This is a genomic window from Micromonospora chokoriensis, assembly GCF_000718555.1.
GTDB lineage: Bacteria > Actinomycetota > Actinomycetes > Mycobacteriales > Micromonosporaceae > Micromonospora > Micromonospora chokoriensis_B.
Genome location: NZ_JOAN01000012.1, coordinates 90,483 through 116,435, shown reverse-complemented (window position 1 = coordinate 116,435; position 25,953 = coordinate 90,483). Strand labels below are relative to the sequence as shown.

Genomic DNA, 25,953 nt, shown 5'->3' with positions numbered 1-25,953 from the left:
GTGTGGCGAGCCCGCGTGCGTGGGCTTCCCCGGTCGGCCCGGTACCCTCGGATGGTGTCTGCCACCTCTCCTTCTCCCGCTGACCACGCCGAGGGCCGTCGCGTCGCCCTGCTGACCCTGGGTTGTGCCCGCAACGAGGTCGACTCGGAGGAGCTGGCCGCCCGCCTGCACGCCGAGGGCTGGCAGGTGACCACCGACGGCGAGGGCGCCGACGTGGTGGTCGTCAACACCTGCGGTTTCGTGGAGAAGGCCAAGCAGGACTCGATCCAGACCCTGCTCGCCGCCGCCGGCACCGGCGCCAAGGTGGTCGCCGCTGGCTGCATGGCCGAGCGGTACGGTCGGGAGTTGGCCGACAGCCTGCCCGAGGCGCAGGCGGTGCTGAGCTTCGACGACTACCCCGACATCGCCGCCCGGTTGAACGCCGTCGTCGCCGGCGAGCAGATCACCGCGCACACCCCCCGCGACCGGCGTGAGCTGCTGCCGCTGACCCCGGTGCAGCGCCGCGACAGCAAGGTGTCGCTGCCCGGCCACGGCACCGTGACCCGCACCATCGTCGACACCGACGAGCACACCCCAGCGCACCTGCGTCAGGTGCTGCGCCGACGGCTGGACACCGGCCCGGTGGCCTCGCTGAAGCTGGCCAGCGGCTGCGACCGCCGCTGCGCGTTCTGTGCCATCCCCGCCTTCCGGGGGGCGTTCGTCTCGCGTACGCCGGACGAGCTGCTCGCCGAGGCGGAGTGGCTGGCCAAGTCCGGCGTACGGGAGCTGGTGCTGGTCAGCGAGAACTCCACCTCGTACGGCAAGGACCTGGGTGACCCGCGCGCCCTGGAGAAGCTGCTGCCGCAGCTCGCCGCGGTGACCGGCATCGTCCGGGTGCGGGCCAGCTACCTTCAGCCGGCCGAGACCCGGCCCGGGCTGGTCGAGGCGATCGCCACGACCCCGGGCGTGGCCCCGTACTTCGACCTGTCGTTCCAGCACTCCAGCGAGCCGGTGCTGCGCCGGATGCGGCGTTTCGGCTCCACCGACCGATTCCTGGAGCTGCTGGCGAGTGCCCGTGCGCTGGCCCCGGACGCGGGCGCCCGGAGCAACTTCATCGTCGGTTTCCCCGGCGAGACCCGTGCCGACGTCGACGAGCTGGTCCGGTTCCTGACCGAGGCCCGGCTCGACGCGATCGGCATGTTCGACTACAGCGACGAGGACGGCACCGAGGCCGCCGGCCTGCCCAGCAAGGTCTCCGCGGCGACGATCAAGCGACGCTACGACCGGCTCAGCGCCCTCGCCGACGAGCTCTGCTCGCAGCGGGCCGAGGACCGCCTCGGCTCGACCGTCGAGGTGCTTGTCGACTCGGTCTCCGACGGCGTGGTGGAGGGCCGGGCGGCGCACCAGGCGCCGGAGGTGGACGGTTCCACCACCCTGGTCGCACCAGCCGACGGTGGGGTCGACCTGGCCGCGCTGCGCCCGGGTGACCTGGTACGCGCGACGGTGACCGGCACCGAAGGGGTGGACCTGCTCGCGGTGCCGGATGAGATGATCTCGGCGGCGCCCGGCGCGGCACGGTGACGGCGGGCCCGAGCGGAGCGGGGGAGCCAGGTGGTGCGGTGCCGGGAACGCCAGGGCGGCCCGAGCGGAGTGCGGCGGTGACCGGGGCGACGGAGTCGACGCCGCCCCGCGTGGTGGCCGTGGTGCCCGTGGTGCCGGTCGTGAACGCGGCCAACGCGCTGACCGCCCTGCGGCTGGTGCTGGTGCCGGTCTTCGCCGCCTCGGTGATCGCGTCCGGGATGACCCACTCCGGTTGGCGGATGGCCGCCTGCCTGATCTTCGCGGTGGCTTCGGCGACCGACCTGGTGGACGGCTGGATCGCCCGCCGGTTCGGGCTGGTCACCTCGGTCGGCAAGGTGGCCGACCCGATCGCCGACAAGGCGCTCACCGGCGCGGCCCTGGTGCTGCTCTCCTGGTACGACCAACTGCCCTGGTGGGTGACCGCGCTGATCCTCGTCCGCGAGCTGGGCATCACCGGGCTGCGGTTCTGGGTGATCCGGCACGGTGTGATCGCCGCCAGCCGAGGCGGCAAGGTCAAGACCGCGCTCCAGATCCTGGCCATCGCCTGGTACCTCTGGCCGATGCCGGCAGCTCTCGCCGCCGTCGGCCCGTGGATCATGGCCGCCGCCGTCCTGGTCACGGTGGCCACCGGCTTCGACTACATAGCCCAAGCCCTCCGCCTCCGCCGCCCTCGCTAATAACCCCCGTAACCTCCCCCTCCCGGCCCTCCCACCCCCGCTCTCCCTCGGTGATCATGGAGTTATTGCCACCCGGGGCGGCGTGTCGTGACGCTAACTTCATGATCGACGCGCTTGGGTTGGGGTTGGGGTTGGGTGGAGGGGGTTGGGGTGGGTAGTGCTGCGGCGGGGGTTGTGCATCGGTTGGCCGAGCGGCACGAGACCCTGGCCACTGTCGAATCGCTCACCGGTGGGTCGCTGGCCGCATCGATCGTGGATATCGCCGGGGTCAGTGCGGTCTTCCGGGGCGGCCTCGTGGTCTACGCCACCGACCTGAAGGGCACCCTGGCCGGCGTACCCGCCGATCTGCTGTCCGAGCGAGGGCCGGTGGACCCGGACGTGGCGGCGGCGCTCGCCGAGGGTGGCCGGCAACGCTGCGGCGCGGACTGGGGGCTCGCCACCACCGGCGTCGCTGGCCCGGAGCCGCAGGACGGCAAGCCCGTCGGCCTGGTCTACGTCGCGGTCGCCGGCCCCAACGGTGGCGAGGTTCGCCAACTCGACCTGGGCGGCGGGCGGGACCACGTCCGCGCGGCGGCAGTGGTCGAGGCGCTGCGGCTGCTCGCCGAGCGGCTCAGCGCCGCGACGCGGTGAACGCCGAGGCCGGGATCGTGCCCGGGACCGCTGAGGCGGGCGGGAACGGGCTGCGGCGTACCCCGGTGAGCCCGTCCCAGCGAACCGACGGGCGGGGCGGGATGTCGGCTGGGCCCGCAACGGGTACGGTTGCGGGAAGGCTCCGACGTTCGGGGTCGGCGCGGCCCGCCGCGACCGGCTGCCCAGCGCCGGGCGCGAGGTATCCCTCAGGGGGAGGTGCGATGATCCTGCTACGCCGGGTGATCGGTGACGCACTGCGAGCGCGCCGGCAGGGGCAGCAGCGCACGCTGCGTGAGGTCTCCACCGCCGCCAACGTCAGCCTCGGCTACCTCTCCGAGATCGAGCGGGGGCACAAGGAGCCGTCCAGCGAGCTGCTCGCCGCGATCTGCGACGCCCTCGGTGCCCGCCTGTCCGAGCTGCTGCTCGAGGTGAGCGACACCGTGGCGCTCGCCGAGCAGATGCCCGGGGTGCTCGTCTCGATGCAGGACGAGCCGGCCGACGCCGCAGCCAAGAGCACCAACCGGGGTGTCCGTCAGGTCACCTCCGACGGCAAGGTGGCTGTCTCGGTCCGCCAGGACTCGCCGCTCAAGGCCACGCTGCGCAGCACCCGTGTTCGCCCGACGGAGCGCGACCGGGACGTGGTCTGCGCCGCCTGAGTCGCCGATCCGGTTGACCATGGGCGGGTTGGCCCCGGCCGCGTAGGGTGGCTCGCAGGAGGTGCCGGTGCTGTCGACCGCCGGTACGGATGCCTCATTGGCGTTCGGCTGGGACGATGGAGGCCGGCCGGTCCCGGTCGGTCGGTTTCAGCCGGCCCGGCCGTGGTGCAGCGACGCTACTGAGGGGATACCGCGGAGATGGCGAACCCGTTCGTCAAGGGCTGGAACTACCTGATGGCACTCTTCGGTGCGAAGATCGACGAGCACGCCGATCCCAAGGTGCAGATCCAGCAGGCCATCGAGGATGCCCAGCGGCAGCACCAGGCGCTGGTTCAGCAGGCTGCCGCCGTGATCGGCAACCAGCGCCAGCTGGAGATAAAGCTGTCCCGGCAGATGTCCGAGGTCGAGCGGTTGCAGGGCAACGCCCGGCAGGCACTGGTCCTCTCCGACCAGGCCCGGGCCAAGGGCGACGAGGCCGAGGCGGTGCGGTTCGAGCAGTCGGCGCAGACGCTGGCCAGTCAGCTCGTCTCCGCCGAGCAGGCCACCGAGGATCTGAAGACCTTGCATGACCAGGCGCTGGGCGCCGCCGCCCAGGCCCGCCGTGCGGTCGAGAACAACTCGATGATCCTCCAGCAGAAGCTCGCCGAGCGCACCAAGCTGCTCAGCCAGCTGGAGCAGGCCAAGATGCAGGAGACGGTGGCCCGTTCGCTGGAGTCGATGTCGTCGCTGACCGCGCCCACCAACACCCCGTCGCTGGACGAGGTGCGCGACCGCATCGAGCGGCGGTACGCCAACGCGATGGGTCGCGCCGAACTGGCCGGCAACTCCGTCGAGGGCCGTATGTTGGAGATTCAGAAGGCCACGATCGACTCGGCCGGCTCGGCGCGGCTGGAGCAGATCCGGTCCAGCATGGCGGGGGAGCAGCTCGGCGGCGGCGCGGGGCAGCGACCGGCCGTGCCGCAGGCCGAGAAGGCCGGCCCGGCCAACGATCCGACGGCCGCCGCTCGGCTGGACGAGCTGCGCGCCAGCATGGCCCGCGAGCGGGGCACCGGCGACCCGACCGCCGCCGGCTGAACGACCGGACCGAGGAGGTCAGGGTGGCAGACGAGCGGACGCGGTACTTCCGGAGGCTGGGTCGGCTTCGCCGGTCGGCCCGACGGTGGAGCGTGCTGGCCGGTGGGCTCGGCGGCGCCGCGGTGGTGCTGACTCCGTACGCCGGCCTTGGTCTGCCCGACGCGGCCTGGGCCGGCGCCGCGGGCAGTGCGGTGGCGCTCGCCGCCTGGCGTTGGATCGACGTGCGCGCCCTGGCCGCCCAGCCGGCGCCGCCCGCGCTCGGCCCGGCCGAGGCGGCGGCCCGGTCCCGAGCCCGGTTGATCGCCGCCGTCGAGCGGCTGCCGGTCGGCCCTGGTGTGCTGGCCGAGGTACGCCGGGTCCGTTCCCGGATCGCGCTGCGCGGCACCAGCGCCGGGGAGCAGTGGGCCCGACTGGATCGGGCGGCGCTCACCCTGGCCGGGATGGCCCCTCGGCTCACCGGGCTGGCCGAGCCGGCGGTGCTGGAGGCCGCTGCCGCCGACCGTTCGCTGCGCGACCTGGCCGCGCGGGTGGCCAGCGTCGAACGTGCGCTGCGGCTGGCCCCGCCCGACGCTCGGCCGCCGCTAGCCGAGGCGCACGCCGCGCTGACCGCGCAGCTGGAGGGCGGGGTGGCGGCGTACGAACGACTGGTGGTCGCCGCCGCCGGTTACCTGGCCGAGGACGCCCGACCGGAGACCGCGCACCCGGCGGCCGACCGGCTCACCGAAGCGACCGACCTGCTGCACGGGGTCGCCGGCGCCCTCGCCGAGCTGCGCGCCGTCGGCACCCCGCTGCGCGCGCCGACGCGCTGACCGCGCGCCCGCGCCGCGCCGCGCGCCAACCCCGGCCGGTCACGGTGGCGTCGTCACCAGGACCACCCCGCTGTACGGCGAGGTGCCCACGACGTTGAACGACCGAATCCGGTAGTGGTAGGTCACGCCCCGGGCCAGCCCCGTGTTGGTGAAGCCGCGGCCGGTCACCGTGAAGGTCGACACCTCCTGGTCGAAGGTCGGGTCGAGCGCCCGCTGCACGGTGAACCCGGACCCTGGACCGCCGGGTGTGCTCGCCGCCCAGGCCAGAATGACGGTCGCGGTGTCCGGCCCCGGCGCGCTCGCGGTGGCGCTCACCCCGCTCGGGGTGCCCGGCGCGGGCGGCGAGGTCACCGTGGCGACCGTCGACCACGCCGAGGCGGCACCCAGATAGGTGGTCCGCACCCGGTAGTAGTACGTGGTGTCCGGCGCGACGGTCGCGTCCAGGTGGTTGTCGCCGACCCCGATCGCCGTGGTGCCCGGGCCACTGGTGAACGTCGGGTTGGTGGCCCGCTGCACGTCGATGCCGGTGGCGAACGACCGGTTCGTCCAGCGCAGCGCCGCCCGCAGTGGCGCGGCCGGCGGGAGCGTCGCGACCAGACCGCTCGGGGCGGCCAGGTGCACCGAGGCGGGTACGCCGTTGGACCAGGACGAGTAGCTGACCGCGTTCTCCGTCCGGATCCGGTAGTGGTAGGTCACTCCGGGGGTTACCGTCGCGTCGGTGTACCGGGTGGCGGCGGCCGCGACGGTGATCGTGGTGACCTCGCCGCCGAAGGTCGCGTCGGTGGACCGTTGCAGCAGGTGGCTGGTGGCGGGCGGTCGGCCGCCGTTGCTGGTCCAGGCCAACGTGATCGCGGGTAGCGCCGTGGCCGAGCCGGGCACCGGTGTCGCGGTCAGCCCGGTCGGTGCCTTCGGCGCCACCCGCAGCACAAGTGGCCGGGTCATTCCGGCGTCGCGGTGACCGGCGAGCTGGCTGTGCCAGCGATACTCCCAGCCCAGGTTGACCAGTTGGTTGACGACCGTGGCGGGTCGCCCGTCGGCCGGGCTGATCGGCGTCGACCCGGTCCGGGCCCCGGCCGGGCGACAGGGGTCGAGCAGCCGGACGCTGTCGCCCAGCTTGAACGGCAGCGCCGGGGCGGCCGGGCGCAGCGCCACCACCACGTCCTCCCGTGGGTTGACCCGGACGATGCCCTTCCAGCCCAGCTCCGTGCCGTGCGGAGGGCGCAGCGTGCCGTCCCAGCCAACTCTGTTGATCACCTGCAGGTCGCAGCCGCCGACGTGCAACGGCTCGGTCTGCCGGACGTTGCCGCTGATCCGCCAGAGCTGCGTGCCGTCGGTGGGAGCGCCCACCGGCACGGCGGGGTCGGTGGCGAAGAGCACCTCGGTGACCGGGTCGGTCGCACCGAGCGGCAGCGTCGTCGGGTTGAGCGGCCCGGCGTGCGGGTGCCCGACGCCGAGTCGACCAACCAGCCGGCCGTGCTCCGGCTCGAAGAGCTGCTGTGCGGCCTTGACCGCGATCGGCAGGGTCACCGGGCCGGTGCCGGCCGTCGGCGTGAACGTCACAGTGGTGGCGTGCACCGGCACCGTCGTCTCCACCACGGTCCGGGTCCCGAACGCCGGGTCGTACACCGGCTGCGGGACGATCGGCGGGCGTTGGCTGGCCGCGTACGCCCGGGGCAGCCGTTCGCGCAGCCGGCTCAGGTCGTACGGCGGCGCGGGCGTCCCGGCGACCCGGAACTGGAGCAGGGTGCGGGTGTTCGGGCCGTACCCCGGTTCGGTCCGGGGCGGGCCGCCCTCGGCGCTGCGGTCCGGGCCGTCGGTGTGCTGGTCGTAGCGGCTGTCGAAGCCGGGCAGCGGGGCCGGGGCGTCGTTGTACAGGATCAGCGTGCTGCCCGGCGGCACGGCGGAGAAGTCGACAAGCACGTCGGCCCGCTCACCCGGGGCGAGCAGCAGGGTGTGCCCGTCGACGTTGAGCACGGTCGGGTCGAGCCGGTCGTAGCGGTAGCCGATCGGTCGGTTCGGCAGCACCACCGGCGCTGGCAGGAGGCCCGCCTCGTTGCCGATCTGGATGAACTCCGGGCCGGCGGCGCGCGGGTCGGGCACACCGCCGTCGCGACCGTCGGTCGGCCACCCCGTCGGACGGTCCGCCGCCCGCGTGGCGGGCACCATCGGCACCTCACCGGCGTCGGGGTCGGCGAGCGCCCCGTCGGCCGTCCACATCGCCGCGTCGGAGCAGGCGCGGTAGAGCTGGAGGTTGAGGCTGCGGTCCAGGCAGGCGTTGAGGATCCGGAACCGGTACGCGCGCGGCAGCACCTCCAGGTACGGGTAGGCGACGCCGTTGACGAGCGGGGTGTCGCCGTACGCCTCGGGGACAGCGGACGGGTGTGGCACACCGGGGCTCAGCGGCGGTTCGTCCGGCGCGTCGACCGGGTCGTGGTACGGGTTCGGCACAGAGCCGTCGGTGCGGGTGTCGTCCGGGGCGCAGCCGCGTGTCCACGGGCCGTAGTCCCACCGGCCGGTCGGGTTGCGTCCGCCGGTCCGGTACGGGTTCTGCCGGGGTTGGTAGACGTGCGGGTGCCAGAGGCTTCCCCGGGCGCCCCAGCGTTCCCGGTCCCAGGTCGGGTCCTCGGCGGCGAGTTGGGTGTCGTCCGGGACGAACGTCTTGTCCTCGATCACCAGGGGTAGCTGGTCGGCCGGCAGCACCCCGTCGGCGACGAGCTGGTCCTCGGCCGGGTCGGTGAGCAGGTAGAGCGCGAGCTGTCCGCCGTAGACGGTGAGCCGGGCCAGGCCGAGAGTGTTGTCGTGCAACCACAGCAGCCGGCCGCTCTGCTCGTTCGGGAAGTAGAGCGTGGTGGCCCCGGCACCGGGCGCCGGCATGTCCGGCACGTGGGCCAGGCCGGGCCCGGTCGGGTACAGAGTGATCTCCCCGGCCGGAGTGATCCACTGCCCCGGGTTGCCCGCGCTGGTCCAGCCGGTCTGCGCCCCGGCCAGGTGCAGCACGGCCCGGTTCTGCGGGTACGGCGCCGGTCCGTCCAGTGGGCCCAGCCCGGCCCCCTCGATGGTGTCGTCGACCGGCAGGAACAGCTCGCCGGCCCGGCCGGTGGGGAGCTGGTTGATGAACTTCACCCGGACCGGTCGCCCTCGACGGGCGAGGATCATCGGCCCGAGGTGCCACTGTCGTTCCGGAGGAACCACCGTGTTGTGTCCGGCCGGGTCGGTGCCCAGGTTGAGCTGCCGGTAGCCGCGCAACCGGGTGGCCGGCAGGTCCCGGTGCAGCCTCTGGGCGTACTCCTGGAGGCCGATCTCGTAGTAGTCGCAGCCCGGATAGCTGATCGTGTCCGGCGCGGCCACCGGCAGGTGGCTGCCGAGATCGCCGCGGCTCGGCTGGCCGGGGATGGGCAGCGGGTCGACGAACTTGCGCAGCCCGGTCCCGGCGGCCACCTTCCCGTCGGGGCCACGCGTGGGACGGGGGCTGTGGGCGAAGTTCGGCACGGTGCCGAAGTAGCGGGGCACCACGGCCGGGTCCAGGCTCGGCGTCGAGACGGTCTCCTCGGCGGTACGCGCGGCGGGCACGGCTGCCGCCTGGTCGTTGTCGCGGGCGTCGGTGTCGCGGGTGGTCCGCTCGAAGAAGGTGGAGCGGAGTCTGCGGAACATCGCCATGACTCTCCCCGGTTCGGGGCGCGAGGTCCGCCACCCCGGCGTGGGGACCTCGGCACTCTGCTGACGGTCGGTGAGCGCTCAACCGCAGCATGCGACTCCGGCGGCCGGTTAGGAATTACCCAATCGTCCGTTTCTGCGACGGGTCTGGTTCGACGAGAGCCCTGGTCAGCCCGATGACGGTGAACCCGGGCGCTCGGGCTGGCAGACCGGGCACCAGTAGGTGACCCGGTCGCCCAACTCCTCCTTGCGGATCGGGGCACCGCAGCGGCGACAGGGCTGGGCGCGTCGGCCGTACACGTAGCTGGTCTGCCCGCGGTGCAGCGAGCCGGTGCTGCTCTGCGTCCACCGACCGCGGTTGGCGGCGAGCAGCCGCTGCGCGAGGGCCACCAGGCCCGGCAGATCGGGCACCGCGTCGACCCGGGTCCACGGTGACACACCGCGCAGGAACAGCACCTCGCACTTGTAGAGGTTGCCCACGCCGGCCAGGTTGCGCTGGTCGAGCAGCGCCTCGCCGATGGTCTGCTCCGGGTGGTCGGTGAGCCGACGGACCGCCTCGGCCGGATCCCAGTCCGAGCCGAGCAGGTCGGGGCCGAGGTGGCCGACCAACTCGTCTTCCTCGGCGGTCGGCACCAGGGTCAGCTCGTGCAGGTGGTAGCCGACCGCGACGGCGCCGGGGCTGCGCAGCACCACCCGGATCAGGTGCGCGGGTCGGCCGGTCCAGCGTTCCCCCGGGGCGTACGCCCGCCAGGCGCCGTCCATCCGCAGGTGGGAGTGCAGGGTCCAGTGCGCCTCGGTCGGAGCGCTGAGGCGCAGCAGCAGGTGCTTGCCCCGGCTGGCCGACTCGCGGACGGTCCAGCCGGAGAGGTCCGTGGTCGCCAACTGCGGCACCCGGAAATCACTGCCGGTGATCCGCGCGCCGGCCAGCGCGCGATGCAGCACGCGCGCGGTGTTCCAGACGGTGTCGCCTTCGGGCACCCTGCCATCCTCCCTCTTTCGAGCAAGATTCGCATGTGTCGCTATTTGTACAGAGGTTCCTCATGATCTCCGGACATGCGAGGGTCAGGGAGTTCTGAGGAGAATGCCCATGAAGCGACATCATTGTCGTATCCCATCTGTCGCCCTTGTCGCCGCCCTCTCCCTCCTGCTCACCGCAGCGCTCCTGCCCGCCACCGGCCACACCCCGGCCGCATCCACCGACGCCCCGATCGCCCTCGTCGCCGCCGCACCCGGCGACGAACGATGGAGCGCCGACCTCACGATCGTCGATCGCGACGACGTCAACGTCCGGCGCACCGCCGCCGGCCTACGACTACGGGAGGCCCGGTCCACCGGTCGCGGTGCCCGCAGCCCGCACAGCGCGGTCGCCGAGGGGATGCTGCTGACCGCTCCCCGCACCCTCGCCCGGCCCGCCACCCGGGTCCGCGCCGAGATCAGCGCCGCGGTCCCGACCGGGGCGACCGTGGAGGCGCAGGTCCGCGGCTGGCGGCCCGCCGGCTGGACGGAGTGGCGGGCGGCCACCGGCGGCGCGGTCTTCGACCGGCCGGTCACCCAGGTACAGACCCGGGTGGTGCTCACCGCCCCTGACGGCGGCGCCACGGCGACGGTACGGGGCGTGCAGCTCACCGCCGACGCGACCGCCGCCGTCTCCGCCGCCACGCCCGGCCGCACCTACCGGGTGTACGCCACCCGCATCGGGCTGGTCGGCGAGCAGACCGCCAACGGTCGTATCGTGCAGCCCCGGGACCACTTCGCGGCGCTGCCGTCGCGGCGGGGTCTCTCCCCGATCAACACCGGCGACTACACCGTGCGGGTCTGCACGACAAGCGGCTCCCGCTGCGAGTACGCCCCGGTCTGGGACGTCGGGCCGTGGAACACCCGCGACGACTACTGGAACCCCTCATCGGTCCGGGAGAACTGGAAGAACCTGCCGCAGGGTCGACCCGAGGCGCAGGCCGCGTACCAGTCCGGTTACAACGGCGGACGGGACCAGTTCGGGCGGACCGTGCTCAACCCGGCCGGCGTCGACCTGGCCGACGGCACGTTCTGGGACGGGCTGCGGCTGACCACAAACGCCTGGGTGGACGTCGCCTACCTGTGGACCGGCAGCGGGCCGCGCGGCGTGGTCGGTGACGGGCCGCTCAACATCCGCGTCGGGGCCAGCACGTCGTACGCGAGCCGTGGCCTCGCCGCCCGGCTGGCCCACGTGCCGATCCAGTGCTACGTCACCGGCCAGTCGGTCGCCGGGCCCTACCGGACCACCACCCGCTGGAACCGTCTGGCCAGCGGGCAGTACGTCAGCCACGCGTACATCTCCAGCGTGTACGGCGGCAGCGTGCCGGTCTGCTGAGCCGGGCTCGCCCCGTCGGGTGCTGCCGTCAGGGGCGCTCGTCGGGGCGAGCCGTGCGCACCATGTCCTGGTAGCGCGGGTGGCTGGCACCGTAGACGGCGTAGTTGAGTCGGGCGTGCGAGAGGCTCAGGTCGCCGTTGGGGCCACCCCGTACGGCGTCGGCGTCGGCGTCGGTCTGGCCGTCGTCGGTCCAGAAACAGACCGGGCAGGTCCCGCCGCCGGTCCGTGACGCACAGCAGGGACAACCCACCGGAACTACATGTTCACCCACCGGAGAAGCATTCCACAGTCGAACATCAGCCCGATACCCGCAGGAGGTCCCCCGGCGACGCCGAAAGGAGGTCCGCGGCCCGCGCTCCGTTGACCGCGACCGCGACCAGATCGGCCGAGTCGACGTACGCCACCAGGCCGCCGGCCGGTGCGTCGCCGAAGGTCCGTCCGTGCACCGCCGGGAAGGCCAGCGCAGCTCCCGGAGCGCTCACCCGGACCATGGCCGGCAGCGGACCGAGCAGCTCGGCGGGTGCGGCGGGCATGTGCGCAGGCTGACCCTCGGCGTCGGTACGCAGTTCCAGGACGAGTTCGTCGCGAGATCGACCGGCGAATGGCGGATACGGGACAGCGCAGTGGCCGACCGGCCCCTCCCGCCGCCGGAAGGCGTTGGGCAGACTGCCCTGGTGACAAATCGGAACCTTCCCGCGATCGGAATCCTGCTGGTCGCCGTCGCCCTCACCGCCGGCTGTGGCAGTGCCGACGACGGTCGCCCGAACGCGGCCCCATCCGCCTCGTCCGAGTCGGCCCCGACCACGCCGACGCCCCCGGAATCGCCCGGCGTCGACGGCACGACCTCGCCGTCCACGGCGACGCAGGGCCCGACGCAGCGGCGCCCGGCCAGCCCGCCTCCGGTGGTGCTCCCCAAGCGTCCGGCCGGTGCGCCCGGGGCGAAGCAGGTCGTCGACGCCTTCCGGGCCGCCGGCCTCAAGGTGCCGAGCCCGAAGGACCGCTCGGTCGAGTGTGGGCCGGACGGCCTGGGCCTGGGCTGTTCCGAGCTGATGGCCACCGGCGCCGTCACCGTGTACGTCTTTCCGGACGAGACCAGCGCCAGTGACATCGCGGGGACCTGGGGCGGCCAGTCGTACCAGCGCGGCGCGGTGGTGCTGAACTACCTGGAGGCGAAGACCCCGGCCGCTGACCGCCCGCGCTACGAGAAGGTGCTCAACGAACTTCGTTGAGCGCCGAGGCGTCCGCGTGGCCGAGACGTGTCGTCCTTTTGAGGGTGATGACTGTGAGTCATCGTGATGACTCACAGTCATCAGGCTCAGTGCAAGGTTGCCCTCGGTGGCCGCGCAAGCTTCGGCCGCGCAGGACCCGACCGCGCAAGCCCGGACCGCTAGGAGTGGGCCGTAACTGACTGGTCAGCCGCGCAGGCGTAGGCCGCGGGGGGTGGCCCGGAAACCGGCGGCGGTCAGCGCGTCACGCAGCGGCGAGGAGTGCACCGCCTCGCCGTCGGCCCGCTCCACCGACATCGCGCCCAACGCCCCGGAATGGACGGCGTCGGCGAGCGCCTTGCCGGCTGCGGCGAGCATGTCGGTGTCGTCGCTGAACGAGAGCAACGTCCGGCCCCCGCGTTCGACGTAGAGGACGAGGTCGCCGCCGACCTGCACCACCAGGGCACCCGCCTTGCGCCCGGCCCGGTGCCCGGTCGCAGGCGCAGCCCCGTCGCCGGAGTCGACCACCCGTTCCGGCCAGGGCAGCGCCGCGCCGTACGGGTTGGCCGGGTCGGTCGCGGCGAGCACAGTGGCCGCCGCACCCCGGCCCCGGGCGCCGTCGGTCGGGTCGGCCAGCGCCCGCAGCCGGTCCACCGCACCGGGTACGGCGAACTGCGCCGCGCCGAGCCCTTCGACGAAGTAACCCCGGCGGGCCGCTCCGCGTTCCTCCAACGCCGACAGCACCGGGTAGACCGCCGAGAACCCGCCGATGACCTGCTCGGCCATCACCGCGCCGCGGGTGACCACCCCGTGCCGCTCCAGCAGCAGATCGGCGAGCGCGGCGGCCCGCCGGGTCGGGTCGAGGTCCCGCTCCGGGAGGCGTGACCAGCGGCCGGCGACCGTCGGCGGGCCACCCCGGGTGGGCAGCGCCACCCGACCGGGCCGCCGATAACGGGTGCGGGGCGCGGACGGCCGGGAGCGGTGCGCACCGCCAGCGCCGAGCACCGCGCGTAGCGGGGCGAGGGTGTCGTTGGTGAGGTGCCCCGCCCAGACCAGGTCCCAGATCGCCCCGGTCAGCGCGGCGTCGTCGGTCGAGCCGACCCGGTCGGCCAGCGGGCGGAAGAACAGCGCCTGCCCGTCGCCGAGCGCGTCGAGCACCGCCTCGTGCAGCGGAGTGTGGGTCAACGCCTCGTCGGGCGGCGGGAGCAGCAGCGGCGCGGCGTCCGCGTACGCCAGGGTGACCCAGCCGTCACCCCCGGAGATCGCACCCGACCCCGCCCAGAGCACCTCCCCGCTCGCGCACAGCTCGTCGAGCTGGGCGGGGGAGTAGTCCGCGACCCGCGCGGGCAGCACCAACCGCTCCAAGGCGGACGCCGGCACCGCCGCGCCCTGCAACTGCTCCACAGTGGCGGCGAGCGCCTCCACACCTCGGCCGGACGAGCCGACCTGCTGCCAGCGGGGCAGGAACGTCGCCAGCGCCCGGGGCGGCACCGGCTCGATCTCCCGGCGCAGCGCCGCGAGCGAGCGGCGGCGCAGCATCCGCAGTACCTCGGCGTCACACCACTGGGCGCCGGTCGAATCCGGGGTGAACTCCCCGGAGACCACCCGCCCGGTGGCGCCGAGCCGGCGCAGCGCCTGCTCGACGACGAACACGCCGAGCCCGAAGCGGGCCGCGCAGCTTGCCGCGGCGAACGGCCCGTGGGTGCGCGCGTAGCGGGCCACCAGGTCACCGAGCGGATCGGCCACCGGGGCGAGGTACGCCTCGGCCACCCCCACCGGCAGCGCCACGCCGAGGGCGTCGCGCAGGCGGGCGGCGTCCTCGACGCCCACCCAGCGCTGCTCGCCCGCGATCCGGACCCGCAGCACCCGGCGGGTGGCCTCCAACTCGGTCAGCCAGCCCTCCGGCACACCGCGCTCGGTCAGCTCGGCGTCGCTCAGGTCACCGAGCACTCGCAGCAGCTCGACGACGTCTTCGGCGTCGCGGGGGCGGCGCTGCTCGGTCAGCCAGCGCAGCTGCCGGTCGGTCTCGGTGAGCACCGCCGGGTCGAGCAACTCCCGCAGGTCGACCCGGCCGAGCAGTTCGCCGAGGAGCGTGGAGTCGAGGGCGAGTGCGGCGGCGCGGCGCTCGGCGAGCGGGGCGTCGCCCTCGTAGAGGAACGCGCCGACGTAGCCGAAGAGCAACGACCGCGCGAACGGGGACGGCGCGCTGGTCTCCACCTCGACCAGCCGCACCTTGCGGGTGGCCAGGTCACGCATCAGCCCGGCCAGCGCCGGCTGGTCGAACACGTCCTGGAGGCACTCCCGGGCAGCCTCCAGGGTGACCGGGAAGTCCGCGTATTCGCGGGCGACGTCGAGCAGTTGCGCGGCGCGTTGCCGCTGCTGCCAGAGCGGCTGGCGGCGGCGCGGGTCGCGGCGCGGCAGCAGCAGTGACCGCGCGGCGCACTCCCGGAAACGGGCGGCGAAGAGGGCGGAGGTGCCGACCGACTCCTCCACGAGCTGGGTGATCTCGTCCGGCTCGAAGACCACCACGTCGGCGCCGGGTGGCTCGTCGGCGGTGTCCGGAAGTCGCACCACGATGCCGTCGTCGGAGGGCATCACCTGGGCGTCCACCCCGTACCGTTCGGCCAGCCGGCGGCCCACCGCGAGGGCCCACGGCCCGTTGACCCGGGCACCGAGGACGCTGTGCACGGCCAGCCGCCAGTCACCCAGCTCGTCGCGGAACCGCTCGACCACGACGGTGCGGTCGTCGGGCAGCGAGCGGGTGGCCTCCCGCTGCTCGCGCAGGTAGGCCATCAGGTTGCTGGCGGCCCACTCGTCCAGCCCGCTGTCGCGCAGCGCGGCCAGTGCCGCCTCGTCGGTCTGGCGCAGGAGGGTGCGCACCCGGGCACCGATGGCCCGGCCCAGCTCCACCGGCCGGCCCAGCTGGTCGCCCTTCCAGAACGGCATGCGCGCGGCCTGCCCGGGGGCGGGCGAGACCAGCACCCGGTCGGGGGTGATCTCCTCGATCCGCCAGGAGGAGGAGCCGAGCAGGAAGACGTCGCCGACCCGGGACTCGTAAACCATCTCCTCGTCCAACTCGCCGACCCGGGCGGCCCGCTCGGCGCCGGCCAGGAAGACCCCGAACAGGCCCCGGTCGGGAATGGTGCCGCCGCTGGTCACCGCGAGTCGCTGCGCGCCGGGGCGGCCGGTGAGCAGGTCGGTGGCCCGGTCCCAGACCAATCGAGGGCGCAGCTCGGCGAAGGCGGTGGACGGGTAGCGGCCGGAGAGCATGTCCAACACGGCGTGCAGCGCCGAGTCGGGCAGCTCGGCGAAGGGTGCGGCCCGGCGGACCAGCACGGCCAGGTCGCCGAGCGGCCACGGCTCCAGGGCCACCATCGCGACGATCTGCTGGGCCAGCACGTCCAGCGGGTTGCGCGGGTAGTGCAGCTCCTCGATCGCCCCGTCGGTCATCCGCTCGGCGACCACAGCGCAGGAGAGCAGATCGCCGCGGTGCTTGGGGAAGACCACCCCACGGGAGACGGCGCCCACCTGATGCCCGGCCCGGCCGACCCGTTGCAGCCCGGCCGCCACGCTCGGCGGCGCCTCGATCTGCACCACCAGGTCGACCGCGCCCATGTCGATGCCCAGCTCCAGGCTCGAGGTGGCCACCACCGCCGGGAGCTGGCCGGACTTGAGCGCCTCCTCGATGTGCTTGCGCTCCTCTCGGGAGACGCTGCCATGGTGGGCGCGGGCGATCACGGGTGCCGCGCCGGTGGCCGCGCCGGACTGGGCCATCACCTCGGCCGGCGGCCGGTTGCGCAGCGGACCGGCCGGACCACCCCACCGCTGCGCGCCGCCCGCCAGGCCGTCGTCGCCTGCCGGCAACCCCTCCGGTACGCCGATCGCGCTCTCGCCCGACGTGGCGGCCACCGCCTCGGCGGCCAGCTCGTTGAGCCGGGCGCAGAGGCGCTCGGCGCTGCGGCGGGAGTTGGTGAAGACGATTGTCGAGCGGTGCTGCCCGATGAGAGTGAAGACCCGTTCCTCCACGGCCGGCCAGATCGACGCCCGACGTGGCCCGGGGCCGCCGAGGTCGTCCTCCGCAGGCTGCTCCTGCTCGTCCAGGCGGGTCATGTCCTCGACCGGGACCTGCACGCTGACCTCGATGGTCTTCGGGGTGGCCGGCTGCACCACGTCGACCGGGCGGGCACCGCCGAGGAATTGCGCGCAGGCGTCGATCGGCCGGACGGTGGCCGAGAGGCCGATGCGCTGCGCCGGGGAAGGCAGCAACTCGTCGAGACGTTCGAGGGAGAGCGCGAGATGCGCGCCGCGTTTGCTGCCGGCCACCGCGTGCACCTCGTCGACGATCACCGTCTGGACGCCGCGCAGCGAATCACGAGCCGCAGACGTGAGCAGCAGAAACAGCGACTCGGGCGTGGTGATGAGGATGTCGGGCGGGGTGCGGGCAAAAGCTCGCCGCTCGTCGGCGGGGGTGTCGCCGGTGCGCATGCCGACGGTGATGTCGGGCGGTGCGACACCCAGTCGGGTGGCAGCCTGCCGGATGCCGGCCAGCGGGGCGCGCAGGTTGCGCTCGACGTCGACGGCGAGGGCCTTGAGCGGGCTGACGTAGAGCACCCGGCACCGCTGGCGGGCCTCGGCCGGGGCGGGCTCGCGGGCCAGCCGGTCCAGCGACCAGAGGAATGCCGCCAGCGTCTTGCCCGAGCCGGTGGGCGCCACCACGAGCGCGTTGCGGCCAGCGGCGACCGACCGCCAGGCGCCGGTCTGCGCGGCCGTGGGTGCGGCAAAGGCGGCGTCGAACCAAGCACGGGTGGCCGGGCCGAACCCGGCGAGCACCGCGCCGGCGTCTGCGTCTGCCCCGGTCACCGGTCCATCGTGCCCCGCCGGTACGACATCCACGAGCGACCCGGAGTGGAATAGGCGCGCAAAAGGCAAAAAGCGTGGAACATGCGCTTAATCCGTTAAGTCTCACTTAACTGCTTGCTTCTAAGGAGCAACATAAAGTAACTTCACTCGCAACGCGAACCGGGGTGAGGGGATTTGATGGCCGGCGAGCAGCGCACCGTCGAACCGGGCACCGACGTGCTGATTCGCAAGGTCGACAGCCATCTCACCGCGCTCCGTGCCGGCCTGCACGGCCCCGAGCTCGAGCTCGCCGAACGCCTCGCCCGCTGCCTGCGGGAGTTGGTCCGCTGCACCGCCCAGGCCAGCGCCGCCGATCGGGGGCAGGTCCGCGTCGCCGTCCACTACTTCGTGCTGCGGCGCGAGAGCCGCGGCCGATTGCTCTCGGTGCGGTCGCTGACCGCCGCAGAGCGGGTGGTCGACCGCGTCGCCCGCCAACTCGGCCGCCTCGACCTGTTGGTCGAGCTGCGCCGTGACCGCCCCGCCCCCGACGACGCCCAACCCCTAAACAAGGCCCTCCTGCGCTAACCCCCACCCCCAACCCCACCCGCCTGTGTTGATCAAGAGGTTTGCGTCATCCTCGCCCGCGTTCCTGACGCAAACCCCTTGATCGACCACGAGAGGGCGGGGTGGGGGTTGGGGGTGGGGGTTAGGGCGCAGTGGGCGAATTCCGGCAAAACCGCACGGCGGGCACCGAACTGGCGTCTGATCGCTGCTAGGCGCCACCGCTGCCACGGGCGTCGGCCATGTCGATCGGGAGCGCGCAGGTGCTGGTACTGCTCATCCTCCATCTCGTGGCGGCCCTCGCCGCGCCCCTGCTCGTTCGCTGGTGGGGTCCGCGCGCGTGCTACCCGCTGGCGTTGGCGCCGGCCGCCGCGTTCTGCTGGGCGGTGGCCCGGACCCCGGCCGTCGCCGATGGCGGTGCGGTGGTCGAGACGTACCCGTGGATTCGGCAATTGGGTCTGGACATCGCGCTACGGGTCACCACGCTGTCCTGGCTGATGACGCTGCTGATCGGCGGCATCGGCGCGCTGGTGTTGGTCTACAGCGCCCGCTACTTCAGCGCTGGCTCCACCGGGCTGGCGCAGTTCGCCGCGGTCCTGGTCGCCTTCGCCGGCGCGATGCTGGTGCTGGTCTTCGCCGACGACCTGCTGCTGCTCTACGTCGGCTGGGAACTGACCACGATCTTCTCGTACCTGCTGATCGGGCACAGCACGGAACGGCGGTCCAGCCGGTGGGCGGCGGCGCAGGCGTTGACCGTCACCACGCTGGGCGGGCTCGCCATGCTTGTCGGGTTCATCATGCTGGGTGAGCATGCCGGCACCTACCGCTGGTCGGAGATCAGCGCGCAGCCGCTGCCCGGCGGCGGTTACCTGGTGGGTGCCGTGCTGCTCATCCTTGCCGGCGCGCTGTCCAAGTCGGCGGTGTTGCCGTTCAGCTCGTGGCTGCCGGTCGCGATGGCGGCACCCACGCCGGTCAGCGCCTACCTGCACGCCGCCGCGATGGTGAAGGCCGGCGTCTACCTGGTCGGGCTGCTCGCGCCGGTGCTCGCCACGGTCGGCCCGTGGCGGCCGGTGGTGCAGATCGCCGGCGTGGCGACCATGCTGCTCGGCGGTTGGGCCGCGTTGCGGCAGACCGACCTCAAGCTGCTGCTGGCGTACGGGACGGTCAGTCAGCTCGGCCTGCTGGTCGCGGTGACCGGGTCGGGGACCCCGGACGCCGCCCTGGCCGGCACCGCGATGCTGCTGGCGCACGCCCTGTTCAAGGCGGCGTTGTTCCTGGTCGTCGGCATCATCGATCACGGTGCCGGCACTCGTGACCTGCGCGAGCTGTCCGGGCTGCGACGTTGGTCCCGGCCGCTGTTCGTGGTCGCCGTGCTGGCTGCGGCGTCGATGGCCGGCGTGCCGCCGCTTGTCGGCTTCGTCGCCAAGGAGGCGGTGTTCGGGGCGTTCACCGAACAGCCGGCGCTGCTCATCGGCCTGGTCGCCGGGACGGTGCTCACCGTCGCGTACAGCGCCCGCTTCCTCTGGGGCGCGTTCGCCGACCGGCCGGGTGTGACGCCGGTCCCGCCGGGACCGATCGCCGCGTCGCTGCTGGTGCCGCCCGCGGTGCTCGCCGGTGTCGGTTTGCTCGCCGGTCCGGCCGCGAGCGTGCTGGACGACCTGCTGCGTCCGTACGCCGATCTGCTCGGTGAGGTCGACGCGCACCTGGCGCTCTGGGCCGGACCGACCCCGGCGCTGGGCCTCTCCGTGCTGGCGCTCGTCGGCGGCGGCCTGCTCTTCGCCGTGCGCGGGCCGCTCGCCCCGGTGCTGGCCCGGTTGCGGTCGCCGGTGGGGGGAAACCAGGGGTACGAGTGGGCGGTGGGCCGCTTCGACCGGCTGGCCATCGAGGTCACCGGCGCGACCCAGCGTGGCTCGCTGCCGCAGTATCTGGGCATCATCCTGGTCACCCTGGTGCTGGTGCCCGGCGCGGCAATGCTCTCCGCCAGCCCGTGGCGGGCGCGGATTCCGCTCTGGGACAGCCTGCTGCAACCGGTGGTCGTGTTGGTGATCACGGTGGCGGCGGTGCTGGCGGTCGGTGCCCGCCGCCGGCTGACCGCGATGCTGCTGGTCGGCATGACCGGCTACGGCACGGCGATGCTCTTCGTGCTGTACGGGGCGCCCGACCTGGCGCTCACCCAGTTTCTGGTGGAGACCTCGACGATCGCGGTCTTCGTGCTGGTGCTGCGCCGCCTGCCGGAGCGGTTCTCGGCCCGGCCGCTGCGCCGCAGCCGGTGGGCCCGCCGCGCCATCGGGGTGGCGGTGGGTGTGGCGGCCGCCGGGCTGGCCCTCACCGCAGTCGGCGCCCGCCGGGCACCGGACGTCTCGGCCGCGTTTCCGGAGCTGGCGGTGGCGCACGGGTACGGCCGCAACGTGGTCAACGTGGTCCTGGTCGACATCCGGGCCTGGGACACGATGGGCGAGCTGGCGGTGCTGGTGGTGGCCGCGACCGGGGTGGCCAGCCTGATCTTCGAGCGGTCCCGCACCGGGCCACGGCCGCGCCGGCCGGGGGCGGACCGAGGGGCGAGTGGACCTGGCCGCCCGGTGTGGCTGCGCGGTGGCCCCACCCTCTACGAGGGACGCCGCTCGATCGTGTTGGAGGTGGTCATCCGGCTGATCTTCCACACCGTGGTGCTGTTCTCGCTGTTCCTGCTCTTCTCCGGGCACAACGCGCCAGGTGGCGGCTTCGCCGGTGGTCTGGTGGCGGGTCTCGCCCTGGTGGTCCGCTACCTGGCCGGCGGCCGGTACGAGCTGACCGAGGCGGCTCCGGTCGGTGCCGGCGCGATCCTCGGCGCGGGGCTGGCCGTGTCGGTGGGCAGTGGCGTGGTGGCGCTGCTGGTCGGTGGATCGGTGCTGGAGAGCGCCAAGATCGACAGGTCACTGCCGCTGATCGGCGACGCTCACCTGGTCACGTCGCTCTTCTTCGACATCGGCGTGTATCTGGTCGTGATCGGGCTGGTGCTGGACATCCTGCGCAGCCTCGGCGCCGAGGTGGACCGGCACATCGAGGCCACCGGCACGGCGACCGGCGGCCTGGCCGTCGACAAGGGGGATCGGCCGTGAGCGTGAGGAGTGAGCCGGGTTTGCGAGCCCCGCAGTCGCGAACAAAGGAGGAACGGTGACGGCCACTGGCGCGGGGCCGACGCTGGTGCTGGTGCTGGCCGTCGCGGTGCTTGTCGGGTGCGGGGTGATCCTGCTGTTGGAGCGCAGCCTGACCCGGGTCCTGCTCGGTGTGATCATGCTCGGCAACGGGGTGAACCTGTTGATCCTGCTGGGCGGGCGGCCGGGCGGGGCACCGATCGTCGGTACCGGGTCGGTGCAGCGGATGAGTGACCCGTTGCCGCAGGCGATGGTGTTGACCGCCATCGTGATCACGTTCGGGTTCACCGCGTTCCTGCTCGCGGTGGCGTACCGCAGTTGGTATCTCTCCGGCGACGACGAGGTGCCCGACGATCTGGAGGACCGGCAGATCATTCGCCGGGCGGGACGCAACGAGATGGGTGCGGTCGACCTCGGTGGGGAGGGTCCGAACGGTGACCCGGAACAGGTCGATCCCGAGCCGGCCCGCCGACGGCTACGACGCGGGGAAGAGACGTGATGAGCGCCCTGTTGCCGCTGCCGGTGGTGGTGCCGCTGCTCGGTGCGGCGCTGACCCTGTTGCTGGCCGGGAAGCCCCGAGTTCAGCGCGCGATAAGCGTGCTGTGTCTGAGCGGCACGCTCACGGTGGCGGTGCTGTTGCTGGTGCAGGCGTACCGGCACGGGCCGGTGGTGGTGGCGGTCGGGGCGTGGCCGGCACCGGTCGGCATCGTCCTGGTGGCCGATCAACTCGCCGCGCTGATGCTTGTGGTGTCCTCGGCGGTGACCCTGTGCGTGTTGCTGTACTCGGTCGGTCAGGGTCGCAGCGAGACGATCGAGAGCACGCCGGTGTCGATCTTCCACCCGACGTACCTGGTGCTCACCGCCGGCGTCACCAACGCGTTCCTGGCTGGTGACCTGTTCAACCTCTTCGTCGGGTTCGAGATTCTGCTGGCCGCCAGCTTCGTGTTGATCACCCTGGGCGGCACCGAGACCCGGATCCGGACCGGGTCGACGTACGTGGTGGTCAGCATCCTCTCCTCGATGCTCTTCCTGACCTCGGTGGGTCTGGTGTACGCGGCCACCGGCACGCTCAACCTCGCCCAGCTCGCCCAGCGCCTCGACGACCTGCCCGACGGCGTCCGACTGGCCCTGGAGCTGATGCTGCTGCTGGCCTTCGCGATCAAGGCGGCGGTCTTTCCGCTGTCGGCCTGGCTGCCGGACAGCTATCCCACCGCGCCGGCCCCGGTCACGGCCGTCTTCGCGGGTCTGCTCACCAAGGTGGGCGTCTACGCGATCATCCGCACCGAGACGTTGCTGTTTCCCGGCGGGCGGGCCGACGTGCTGCTCATGGTCGTCGCCGGGCTGACCATGGTGATCGGCATCCTCGGCGCGGTGGCCCAGTCCGATCTGAAGCGGCTCTTCTCGTTCACCCTGGTCAGCCACATCGGTTACATGATCTTCGGGGTGTCGTTGAGCAGCATCGCCGGGCTCTCCGGCGCGATCTTCTACGTGGTGCACCACATCACCATCCAGACCACGCTGTTCCTCGTCGCCGGCCTGGTCGAGGAGCGTGCGGGCAGCACCGATCTGCGCCGCATCGGCGGGCTGGCCCGGGTGGCGCCGCTGCTCGGCGTGCTGTTCTTCGTCCCGGCCATGAATCTGGCCGGGGTGCCACCGTTCTCCGGCTTCCTCGGCAAACTCGGCCTGCTCCAGGCCGGTGTGGCGGCCGGCGGGCCGCTGCCCGGGGTGCTGGTCGCGGCCGGCACGCTGACCAGCCTCCTCACCCTGTACGTGGCGTCGCGGGTGTGGAACATCGCCTTCTGGCGTGCGCCTCGAATGGCCACCAGCGAGCCGGTCGTCCGGCTGCCGAAGCTGATGGTCGGGGCCACCATGGCCCTGGTCGCGCTCGGGCTGGCGTTGACGGTGCTGGCCGGTCCGCTCTTCGACGTCACCGCCGACGCGGCTGCGGACCTGCGCCTGCGCACCCCGTACGTCCGTGCCGTGCTGCCGGGCGGCGTACCGTGACCGGCTCGCCGCCGACGGCCGTGACCTCCGGCGGGTCGGAAGCGTCGCGGGGCCGGTTCGGGCGTTGGCGGGACCAGGCGGTGGCGCTCGGGTGGCTGGTGGTGGTCTGGAACCTGCTCTGGGGTGACATCAACTGGGCCAACCTGGTCGGTGGCCTGCTGGTGGGTGGGGCGGTGCTGGTCTTCTTCCCGCTGCCGGCGGTCAGCTTCGGTGGCCGGCTGCGCCCGTGGGCGCTGCTGGTGTTCGCGAGCCGGTTCGCCGCCGAGCTGGTCAGCGCAAGCCTGCACATCGCCCGGATCGCCGTGCAGCCCGGCTACCGGCCGCGCGGCGCGATCATCGCGGTCCGGTTGCGGGTCTCCACCGACCTGAACCTGGCGCTCACCGCCGAGGCGGTCTCGCTGGTGCCGGGCACGCTGATCCTCGAGGTGGACCGGGACTCCGGAACCCTCTACCTGCACGTCCTGGACACCCACGCCCCGACGGACCTGGACGTGGCCCGGGAACGCACGCTCGCCGTCGAACGGCGAATCCTGCGCACGGTGGGCTCCACCGCAGAGCTGCGCCAGCTCGACGTCTCCGCACCCGAGAAGGGAACCCGCCCGTGACCACGTTCCTGGCCGTCGTCCTCACCGCCCTGCTGTCGGTCACCGCCCTCCTCGCGCTGGCCCGCCTCTACCGTGGCCCGTCACTGGTGGACCGGGTGATCGCCGCGGACATGCTGCTCGCCACAATGGTCGGCGCGGTGGGCGCCGAGGCGGCGGTCAACCGGCACGCCACCACGCTGCCCGTACTTGTGGTGCTCTCCCTGCTCGGCTTCGTGGGCTCGGTGTCGCTGGTCCGCTTCGCCGTCCGGGAGCAGCAGTGATCGCGACGATCGCGGACTGGCTCGGCGCCGGCTGTCTGGTGGCCGGCGCGCTGCTCGGCCTGGCCGCCGCGATCGGCGTACTGCGCTTCCCGGACGCGCTGTCGCGGATGCACGCGGCCACCAAGCCGCAGGTGCTCGGGGTGCTCCTGCTGCTGCTGGGCATCGCGTTGCGGCTGCGGTCCCCGGCGGACCTGGGCATGATCGCGCTGGTGGCGGTCTTCCAGTTGGCGACCGCGCCGGTCGCGGCGCAGATGATCGGGCGGGCCGCGTACCGGTCGGGGCGGCTCGACCGAAGCCTGCTCGACGCCGATGAGCTGGCCGAACGCGGCTCAGGTGGTGGGTCGGCGGGATGACCGGGGCACCCGCTGAACCGGACGTTTCGCTCCTTCGGCCCACCCCCAGCGGAGTCCCAGCCAGCGCCGATAAAATAGCGGCATGATCGACTCTTCTGCCCAGGAGGGCAGCAGTAGCCAGCCGGGTCGTGCCCGGCATATCCCCGTACCGACGACCCCGGGAGCCCTGAGCAACCCGTGTTGATCGTCGTTGGTCTTCTTCTGATCACTGTTCTTACTGCCGCCACCGGCTACTTCGTGGCGCAGGAGTTCGGCTATGTCGCCGTGGACCGCGGCAAGCTGCGCCAGCTCGCCGATGACGGCGATCCGGCCGCCGCTCGGGCCCTGACCGTCACCAGCCGGCTCTCCTTCATGCTCTCCGGCGCCCAACTCGGCATCACCGTCACCGCGCTGCTGGTCGGCTACGTCGCCGAACCGTACCTGGGTGGTGGCCTCGCCGACCTGCTCGGCGTGGCCGGTGTCAGCGAGGCGGTCAGCCTGCCGCTGTCGGTGGCGTTGGCCCTGGTCATCGCCACCATCGTGCAGATGGTCCTCGGGGAGTTGGCCCCGAAGAACCTGGCCATCGCGCGGGCCGAGCAACTGGCTCGGGCGTTGAGCCGATCCACCCTGATCTACCTGGCCGTCGCCGGGCCGCTGATCCGGCTCTTCGACCGGGCATCGGTGCGTCTGCTGCGCCGGTTCGGCATCGAGCCGATCGAGGAGCTGCCCAGCGGCGCCACCCCGGCGGACCTGGAACAGATCATCGCCGAGTCCCGCGAGGAGGGCAGCCTCGACGCCGAGATGTCCACGCTGCTCGACCGAGGTCTGGACTTCCGCGAGCTGACCGCCGGCGAGGCCATGGTGCCCCGGGTCGACGTGCACACCGTACGGGCACACGAACCGGTCAGCCGGGTGGTCGAGCTGCTGGACACCGGCCACTCCCGCTTCCCGGTACGCGGTGCGGAGGGCGTCGACGACCTGCTCGGCATCGTCGGCATCGCCGACGTGCTCGGCGTACCCCCTGGGGAGCGGGCCACCACTCCGGTGAGTGCGGTGGCCGGGCCGCCGCTGCTCGTACCGGAGACGTTGCCCCTGCCCACGGTGCTCGATCGCCTGCGGGCCGGGCATCGGCAGATGGCGTGCGTGGTCGACGAGTACGGCGGTTTCGCCGGCGTGATCACGCTGGAGGACATCGCCGAGGAGCTGGTCGGCCCGATCCGGGACGAGGACGACCCACCGGAGCGGGCACCGGCCCGGCAGGACGACGGGTCCTGGGTGGTGCCGGCCCGCTGGCGGATCGACGAGGTCGCCGACAGCACCGGCATCGCCCTGCCCGAGGCCCCCGAGTACGACACCCTGTCCGGGTTGGTGATGCGGGAGCTGGGCCGGGTGCCGGAGGTCGGTGACCGGCTGGAGATCAGCCTGGCGCCCGAGGGATCGGACGGCGAGGACGGCGAGGCGGAGCCTCGGGCACTGGTCGAGGTGCTGGCCGTGGATCGGCACGTGGCCGACTCGGTGCGGTTGCAGCTGACCAAGCCGGGGGTGACTGCGTGAGCGCGAGGAGTGAGCTTGCGAGCACCGCAGTCGCGACCAAAGGAAAGCA

The 25,953-nt window shown here is 73.0% G+C and carries 20 protein-coding genes and 1 pseudogene; 16 read left to right on the top strand and 5 right to left on the bottom strand.

The features are described from left to right. Window positions 1-51: 51 nt before the first annotated feature. The 6 genes from rimO to pspM all read left to right on the top strand — a co-directional run bounded on the left by rimO (window position 52) and on the right by pspM (window position 5,406). Window positions 52-1,560, top strand: a complete 1,509-nt coding sequence (gene rimO, locus IF46_RS0117615) for a 30S ribosomal protein S12 methylthiotransferase RimO (RefSeq protein WP_030489450.1) — start codon at window positions 52-54, stop codon at window positions 1,558-1,560. A 77-nt stretch (window positions 1,561-1,637) separates the two neighbouring features. Further along, window positions 1,638-2,237 (top strand): CDP-diacylglycerol--glycerol-3-phosphate 3-phosphatidyltransferase, encoded by a 600-nt coding sequence (gene pgsA / locus IF46_RS0117610; protein ID WP_030489449.1) that lies wholly within the window; start codon window positions 1,638-1,640, stop codon window positions 2,235-2,237. A 150-nt stretch (window positions 2,238-2,387) separates the two neighbouring features. Continuing rightward, window positions 2,388-2,867 (top strand): CinA family protein, encoded by a 480-nt coding sequence (locus tag IF46_RS0117605; protein WP_084597947.1) that lies wholly within the window; start codon window positions 2,388-2,390, stop codon window positions 2,865-2,867. Window positions 2,868-3,088: 221 nt separating this feature from the next. Continuing rightward, window positions 3,089-3,523 carry a helix-turn-helix domain-containing protein gene (locus tag IF46_RS0117600; protein WP_030489447.1) on the top strand — a complete coding sequence of 145 codons (435 nt, stop codon included), beginning with the start codon at window positions 3,089-3,091 and terminating at the stop codon, window positions 3,521-3,523. Window positions 3,524-3,721: 198 nt separating this feature from the next. Further along, on the top strand, window positions 3,722-4,597 hold the full coding sequence (locus IF46_RS0117595; protein WP_030489446.1) for a PspA/IM30 family protein: 876 nt from the start codon (window positions 3,722-3,724) through the stop codon (window positions 4,595-4,597). A 23-nt stretch (window positions 4,598-4,620) separates the two neighbouring features. Further along, entirely contained in the window at window positions 4,621-5,406 is a 786-nt protein-coding gene (gene pspM, locus IF46_RS0117590; protein ID WP_030489445.1) for a phage shock envelope stress response protein PspM, read from the top strand. Between the two features lie 39 nt (window positions 5,407-5,445). Here the strand turns inward: pspM and IF46_RS0117585 are convergent, their stop codons facing one another. Then, window positions 5,446-9,063, bottom strand: a complete 3,618-nt coding sequence (locus IF46_RS0117585) for a hypothetical protein (RefSeq protein ID WP_030489444.1) — start codon at window positions 9,061-9,063, stop codon at window positions 5,446-5,448. Between the two features lie 165 nt (window positions 9,064-9,228). Beyond that, the gene (locus tag IF46_RS0117580) at window positions 9,229-10,038 is read right to left on the bottom strand and encodes a DNA-formamidopyrimidine glycosylase family protein (RefSeq protein WP_030489443.1); all 810 of its coding nucleotides are present in this window, start codon (window positions 10,036-10,038) and stop codon (window positions 9,229-9,231) included. A gap of 109 nt (window positions 10,039-10,147) precedes the next feature. On the opposite strand from IF46_RS0117580, the gene IF46_RS0117575 reads away from it, so the two are divergent. After that, on the top strand, window positions 10,148-11,410 hold the full coding sequence (locus tag IF46_RS0117575) for a hypothetical protein (RefSeq protein WP_084597943.1): 1,263 nt from the start codon (window positions 10,148-10,150) through the stop codon (window positions 11,408-11,410). 28 nt (window positions 11,411-11,438) lie between these two features. Here IF46_RS0117575 and IF46_RS0117570 read toward each other — a convergent pair whose 3' ends face one another. Next, window positions 11,439-11,681, bottom strand: coding sequence for a CPCC family cysteine-rich protein (locus tag IF46_RS0117570; RefSeq protein WP_030489441.1), 243 nt, complete (start codon window positions 11,679-11,681; stop codon window positions 11,439-11,441). Window positions 11,682-11,706: 25 nt separating this feature from the next. Then, a pseudogene (locus tag IF46_RS0117565) lies at window positions 11,707-11,937 on the bottom strand (SAM hydroxide adenosyltransferase); the annotation flags it as partial. 147 nt (window positions 11,938-12,084) lie between these two features. Here IF46_RS0117565 and IF46_RS32595 point away from each other — a divergent pair. Next, window positions 12,085-12,639, top strand: a complete 555-nt coding sequence (locus tag IF46_RS32595) for a hypothetical protein (RefSeq protein WP_157563123.1) — start codon at window positions 12,085-12,087, stop codon at window positions 12,637-12,639. Between the two features lie 183 nt (window positions 12,640-12,822). Here the strand turns inward: IF46_RS32595 and IF46_RS0117555 are convergent, their stop codons facing one another. Further along, the gene (locus IF46_RS0117555) at window positions 12,823-17,544 is read right to left on the bottom strand and encodes an ATP-dependent helicase (RefSeq protein WP_420063577.1); all 4,722 of its coding nucleotides are present in this window, start codon (window positions 17,542-17,544) and stop codon (window positions 12,823-12,825) included. Between the two features lie 108 nt (window positions 17,545-17,652). Here IF46_RS0117555 and IF46_RS0117550 point away from each other — a divergent pair, with 108 nt between their 5' ends. The 8 genes from IF46_RS0117550 (at window position 17,653) to IF46_RS0117515 (ending at window position 25,904) form a co-directional block, all read left to right on the top strand. Continuing rightward, window positions 17,653-18,039, top strand: a complete 387-nt coding sequence (locus tag IF46_RS0117550; RefSeq protein WP_030489438.1) for a hypothetical protein — start codon at window positions 17,653-17,655, stop codon at window positions 18,037-18,039. Window positions 18,040-18,278: 239 nt separating this feature from the next. Next, window positions 18,279-21,113 carry a Na+/H+ antiporter subunit A gene (locus tag IF46_RS0117545; RefSeq protein ID WP_030489437.1) on the top strand — a complete coding sequence of 945 codons (2,835 nt, stop codon included), beginning with the start codon at window positions 18,279-18,281 and terminating at the stop codon, window positions 21,111-21,113. 55 nt (window positions 21,114-21,168) lie between these two features. Beyond that, the gene (locus IF46_RS0117540; protein WP_030489436.1) at window positions 21,169-21,648 is read left to right on the top strand and encodes a Na(+)/H(+) antiporter subunit C; all 480 of its coding nucleotides are present in this window, start codon (window positions 21,169-21,171) and stop codon (window positions 21,646-21,648) included. Beyond that, window positions 21,648-23,153 carry a Na+/H+ antiporter subunit D gene (locus IF46_RS0117535; protein WP_030489435.1) on the top strand — a complete coding sequence of 502 codons (1,506 nt, stop codon included), beginning with the start codon at window positions 21,648-21,650 and terminating at the stop codon, window positions 23,151-23,153. Before IF46_RS0117540 ends, IF46_RS0117535 begins: the two co-directional genes overlap by 1 nt. Next, the gene (locus IF46_RS0117530; RefSeq protein WP_084597942.1) at window positions 23,150-23,758 is read left to right on the top strand and encodes a Na+/H+ antiporter subunit E; all 609 of its coding nucleotides are present in this window, start codon (window positions 23,150-23,152) and stop codon (window positions 23,756-23,758) included. The genes IF46_RS0117535 and IF46_RS0117530 overlap by 4 nt, the downstream gene beginning before the upstream one ends. Continuing rightward, on the top strand, window positions 23,755-24,018 hold the full coding sequence (locus IF46_RS0117525) for a monovalent cation/H+ antiporter complex subunit F (RefSeq protein ID WP_030489433.1): 264 nt from the start codon (window positions 23,755-23,757) through the stop codon (window positions 24,016-24,018). The genes IF46_RS0117530 and IF46_RS0117525 overlap by 4 nt, the downstream gene beginning before the upstream one ends. Then, window positions 24,018-24,371 carry a monovalent cation/H(+) antiporter subunit G gene (mnhG, locus tag IF46_RS0117520; RefSeq protein WP_030489432.1) on the top strand — a complete coding sequence of 118 codons (354 nt, stop codon included), beginning with the start codon at window positions 24,018-24,020 and terminating at the stop codon, window positions 24,369-24,371. The genes IF46_RS0117525 and mnhG overlap by 1 nt, the downstream gene beginning before the upstream one ends. Before the next feature lie 177 nt (window positions 24,372-24,548). Continuing rightward, window positions 24,549-25,904, top strand: a complete 1,356-nt coding sequence (locus tag IF46_RS0117515) for a hemolysin family protein (protein WP_030489431.1) — start codon at window positions 24,549-24,551, stop codon at window positions 25,902-25,904. Window positions 25,905-25,953 lie beyond the last annotated feature (49 nt).

Bases quoted from the DNA above. Each gene is read 5' to 3' on its own strand.
- rimO (WP_030489450.1), top strand. From the start codon at position 52: ATGGTGTCTGCCACCTCTCCTTCTCCCGCTGACCACGCCGAGGGCCGT.
- IF46_RS0117600 (WP_030489447.1), top strand. From the start codon at position 3,089: ATGATCCTGCTACGCCGGGTGATCGGTGACGCACTGCGAGCGCGCCGG.
- IF46_RS0117595 (WP_030489446.1), top strand. From the start codon at position 3,722: ATGGCGAACCCGTTCGTCAAGGGCTGGAACTACCTGATGGCACTCTTC.
- IF46_RS0117585 (WP_030489444.1), bottom strand. From the start codon at position 9,063: ATGGCGATGTTCCGCAGACTCCGCTCCACCTTCTTCGAGCGGACCACC.
- IF46_RS0117575 (WP_084597943.1), top strand. From the start codon at position 10,148: ATGAAGCGACATCATTGTCGTATCCCATCTGTCGCCCTTGTCGCCGCC.
- IF46_RS0117550 (WP_030489438.1), top strand. From the start codon at position 17,653: ATGGCCGGCGAGCAGCGCACCGTCGAACCGGGCACCGACGTGCTGATT.
- IF46_RS0117535 (WP_030489435.1), top strand. From the start codon at position 21,648: ATGAGCGCCCTGTTGCCGCTGCCGGTGGTGGTGCCGCTGCTCGGTGCG.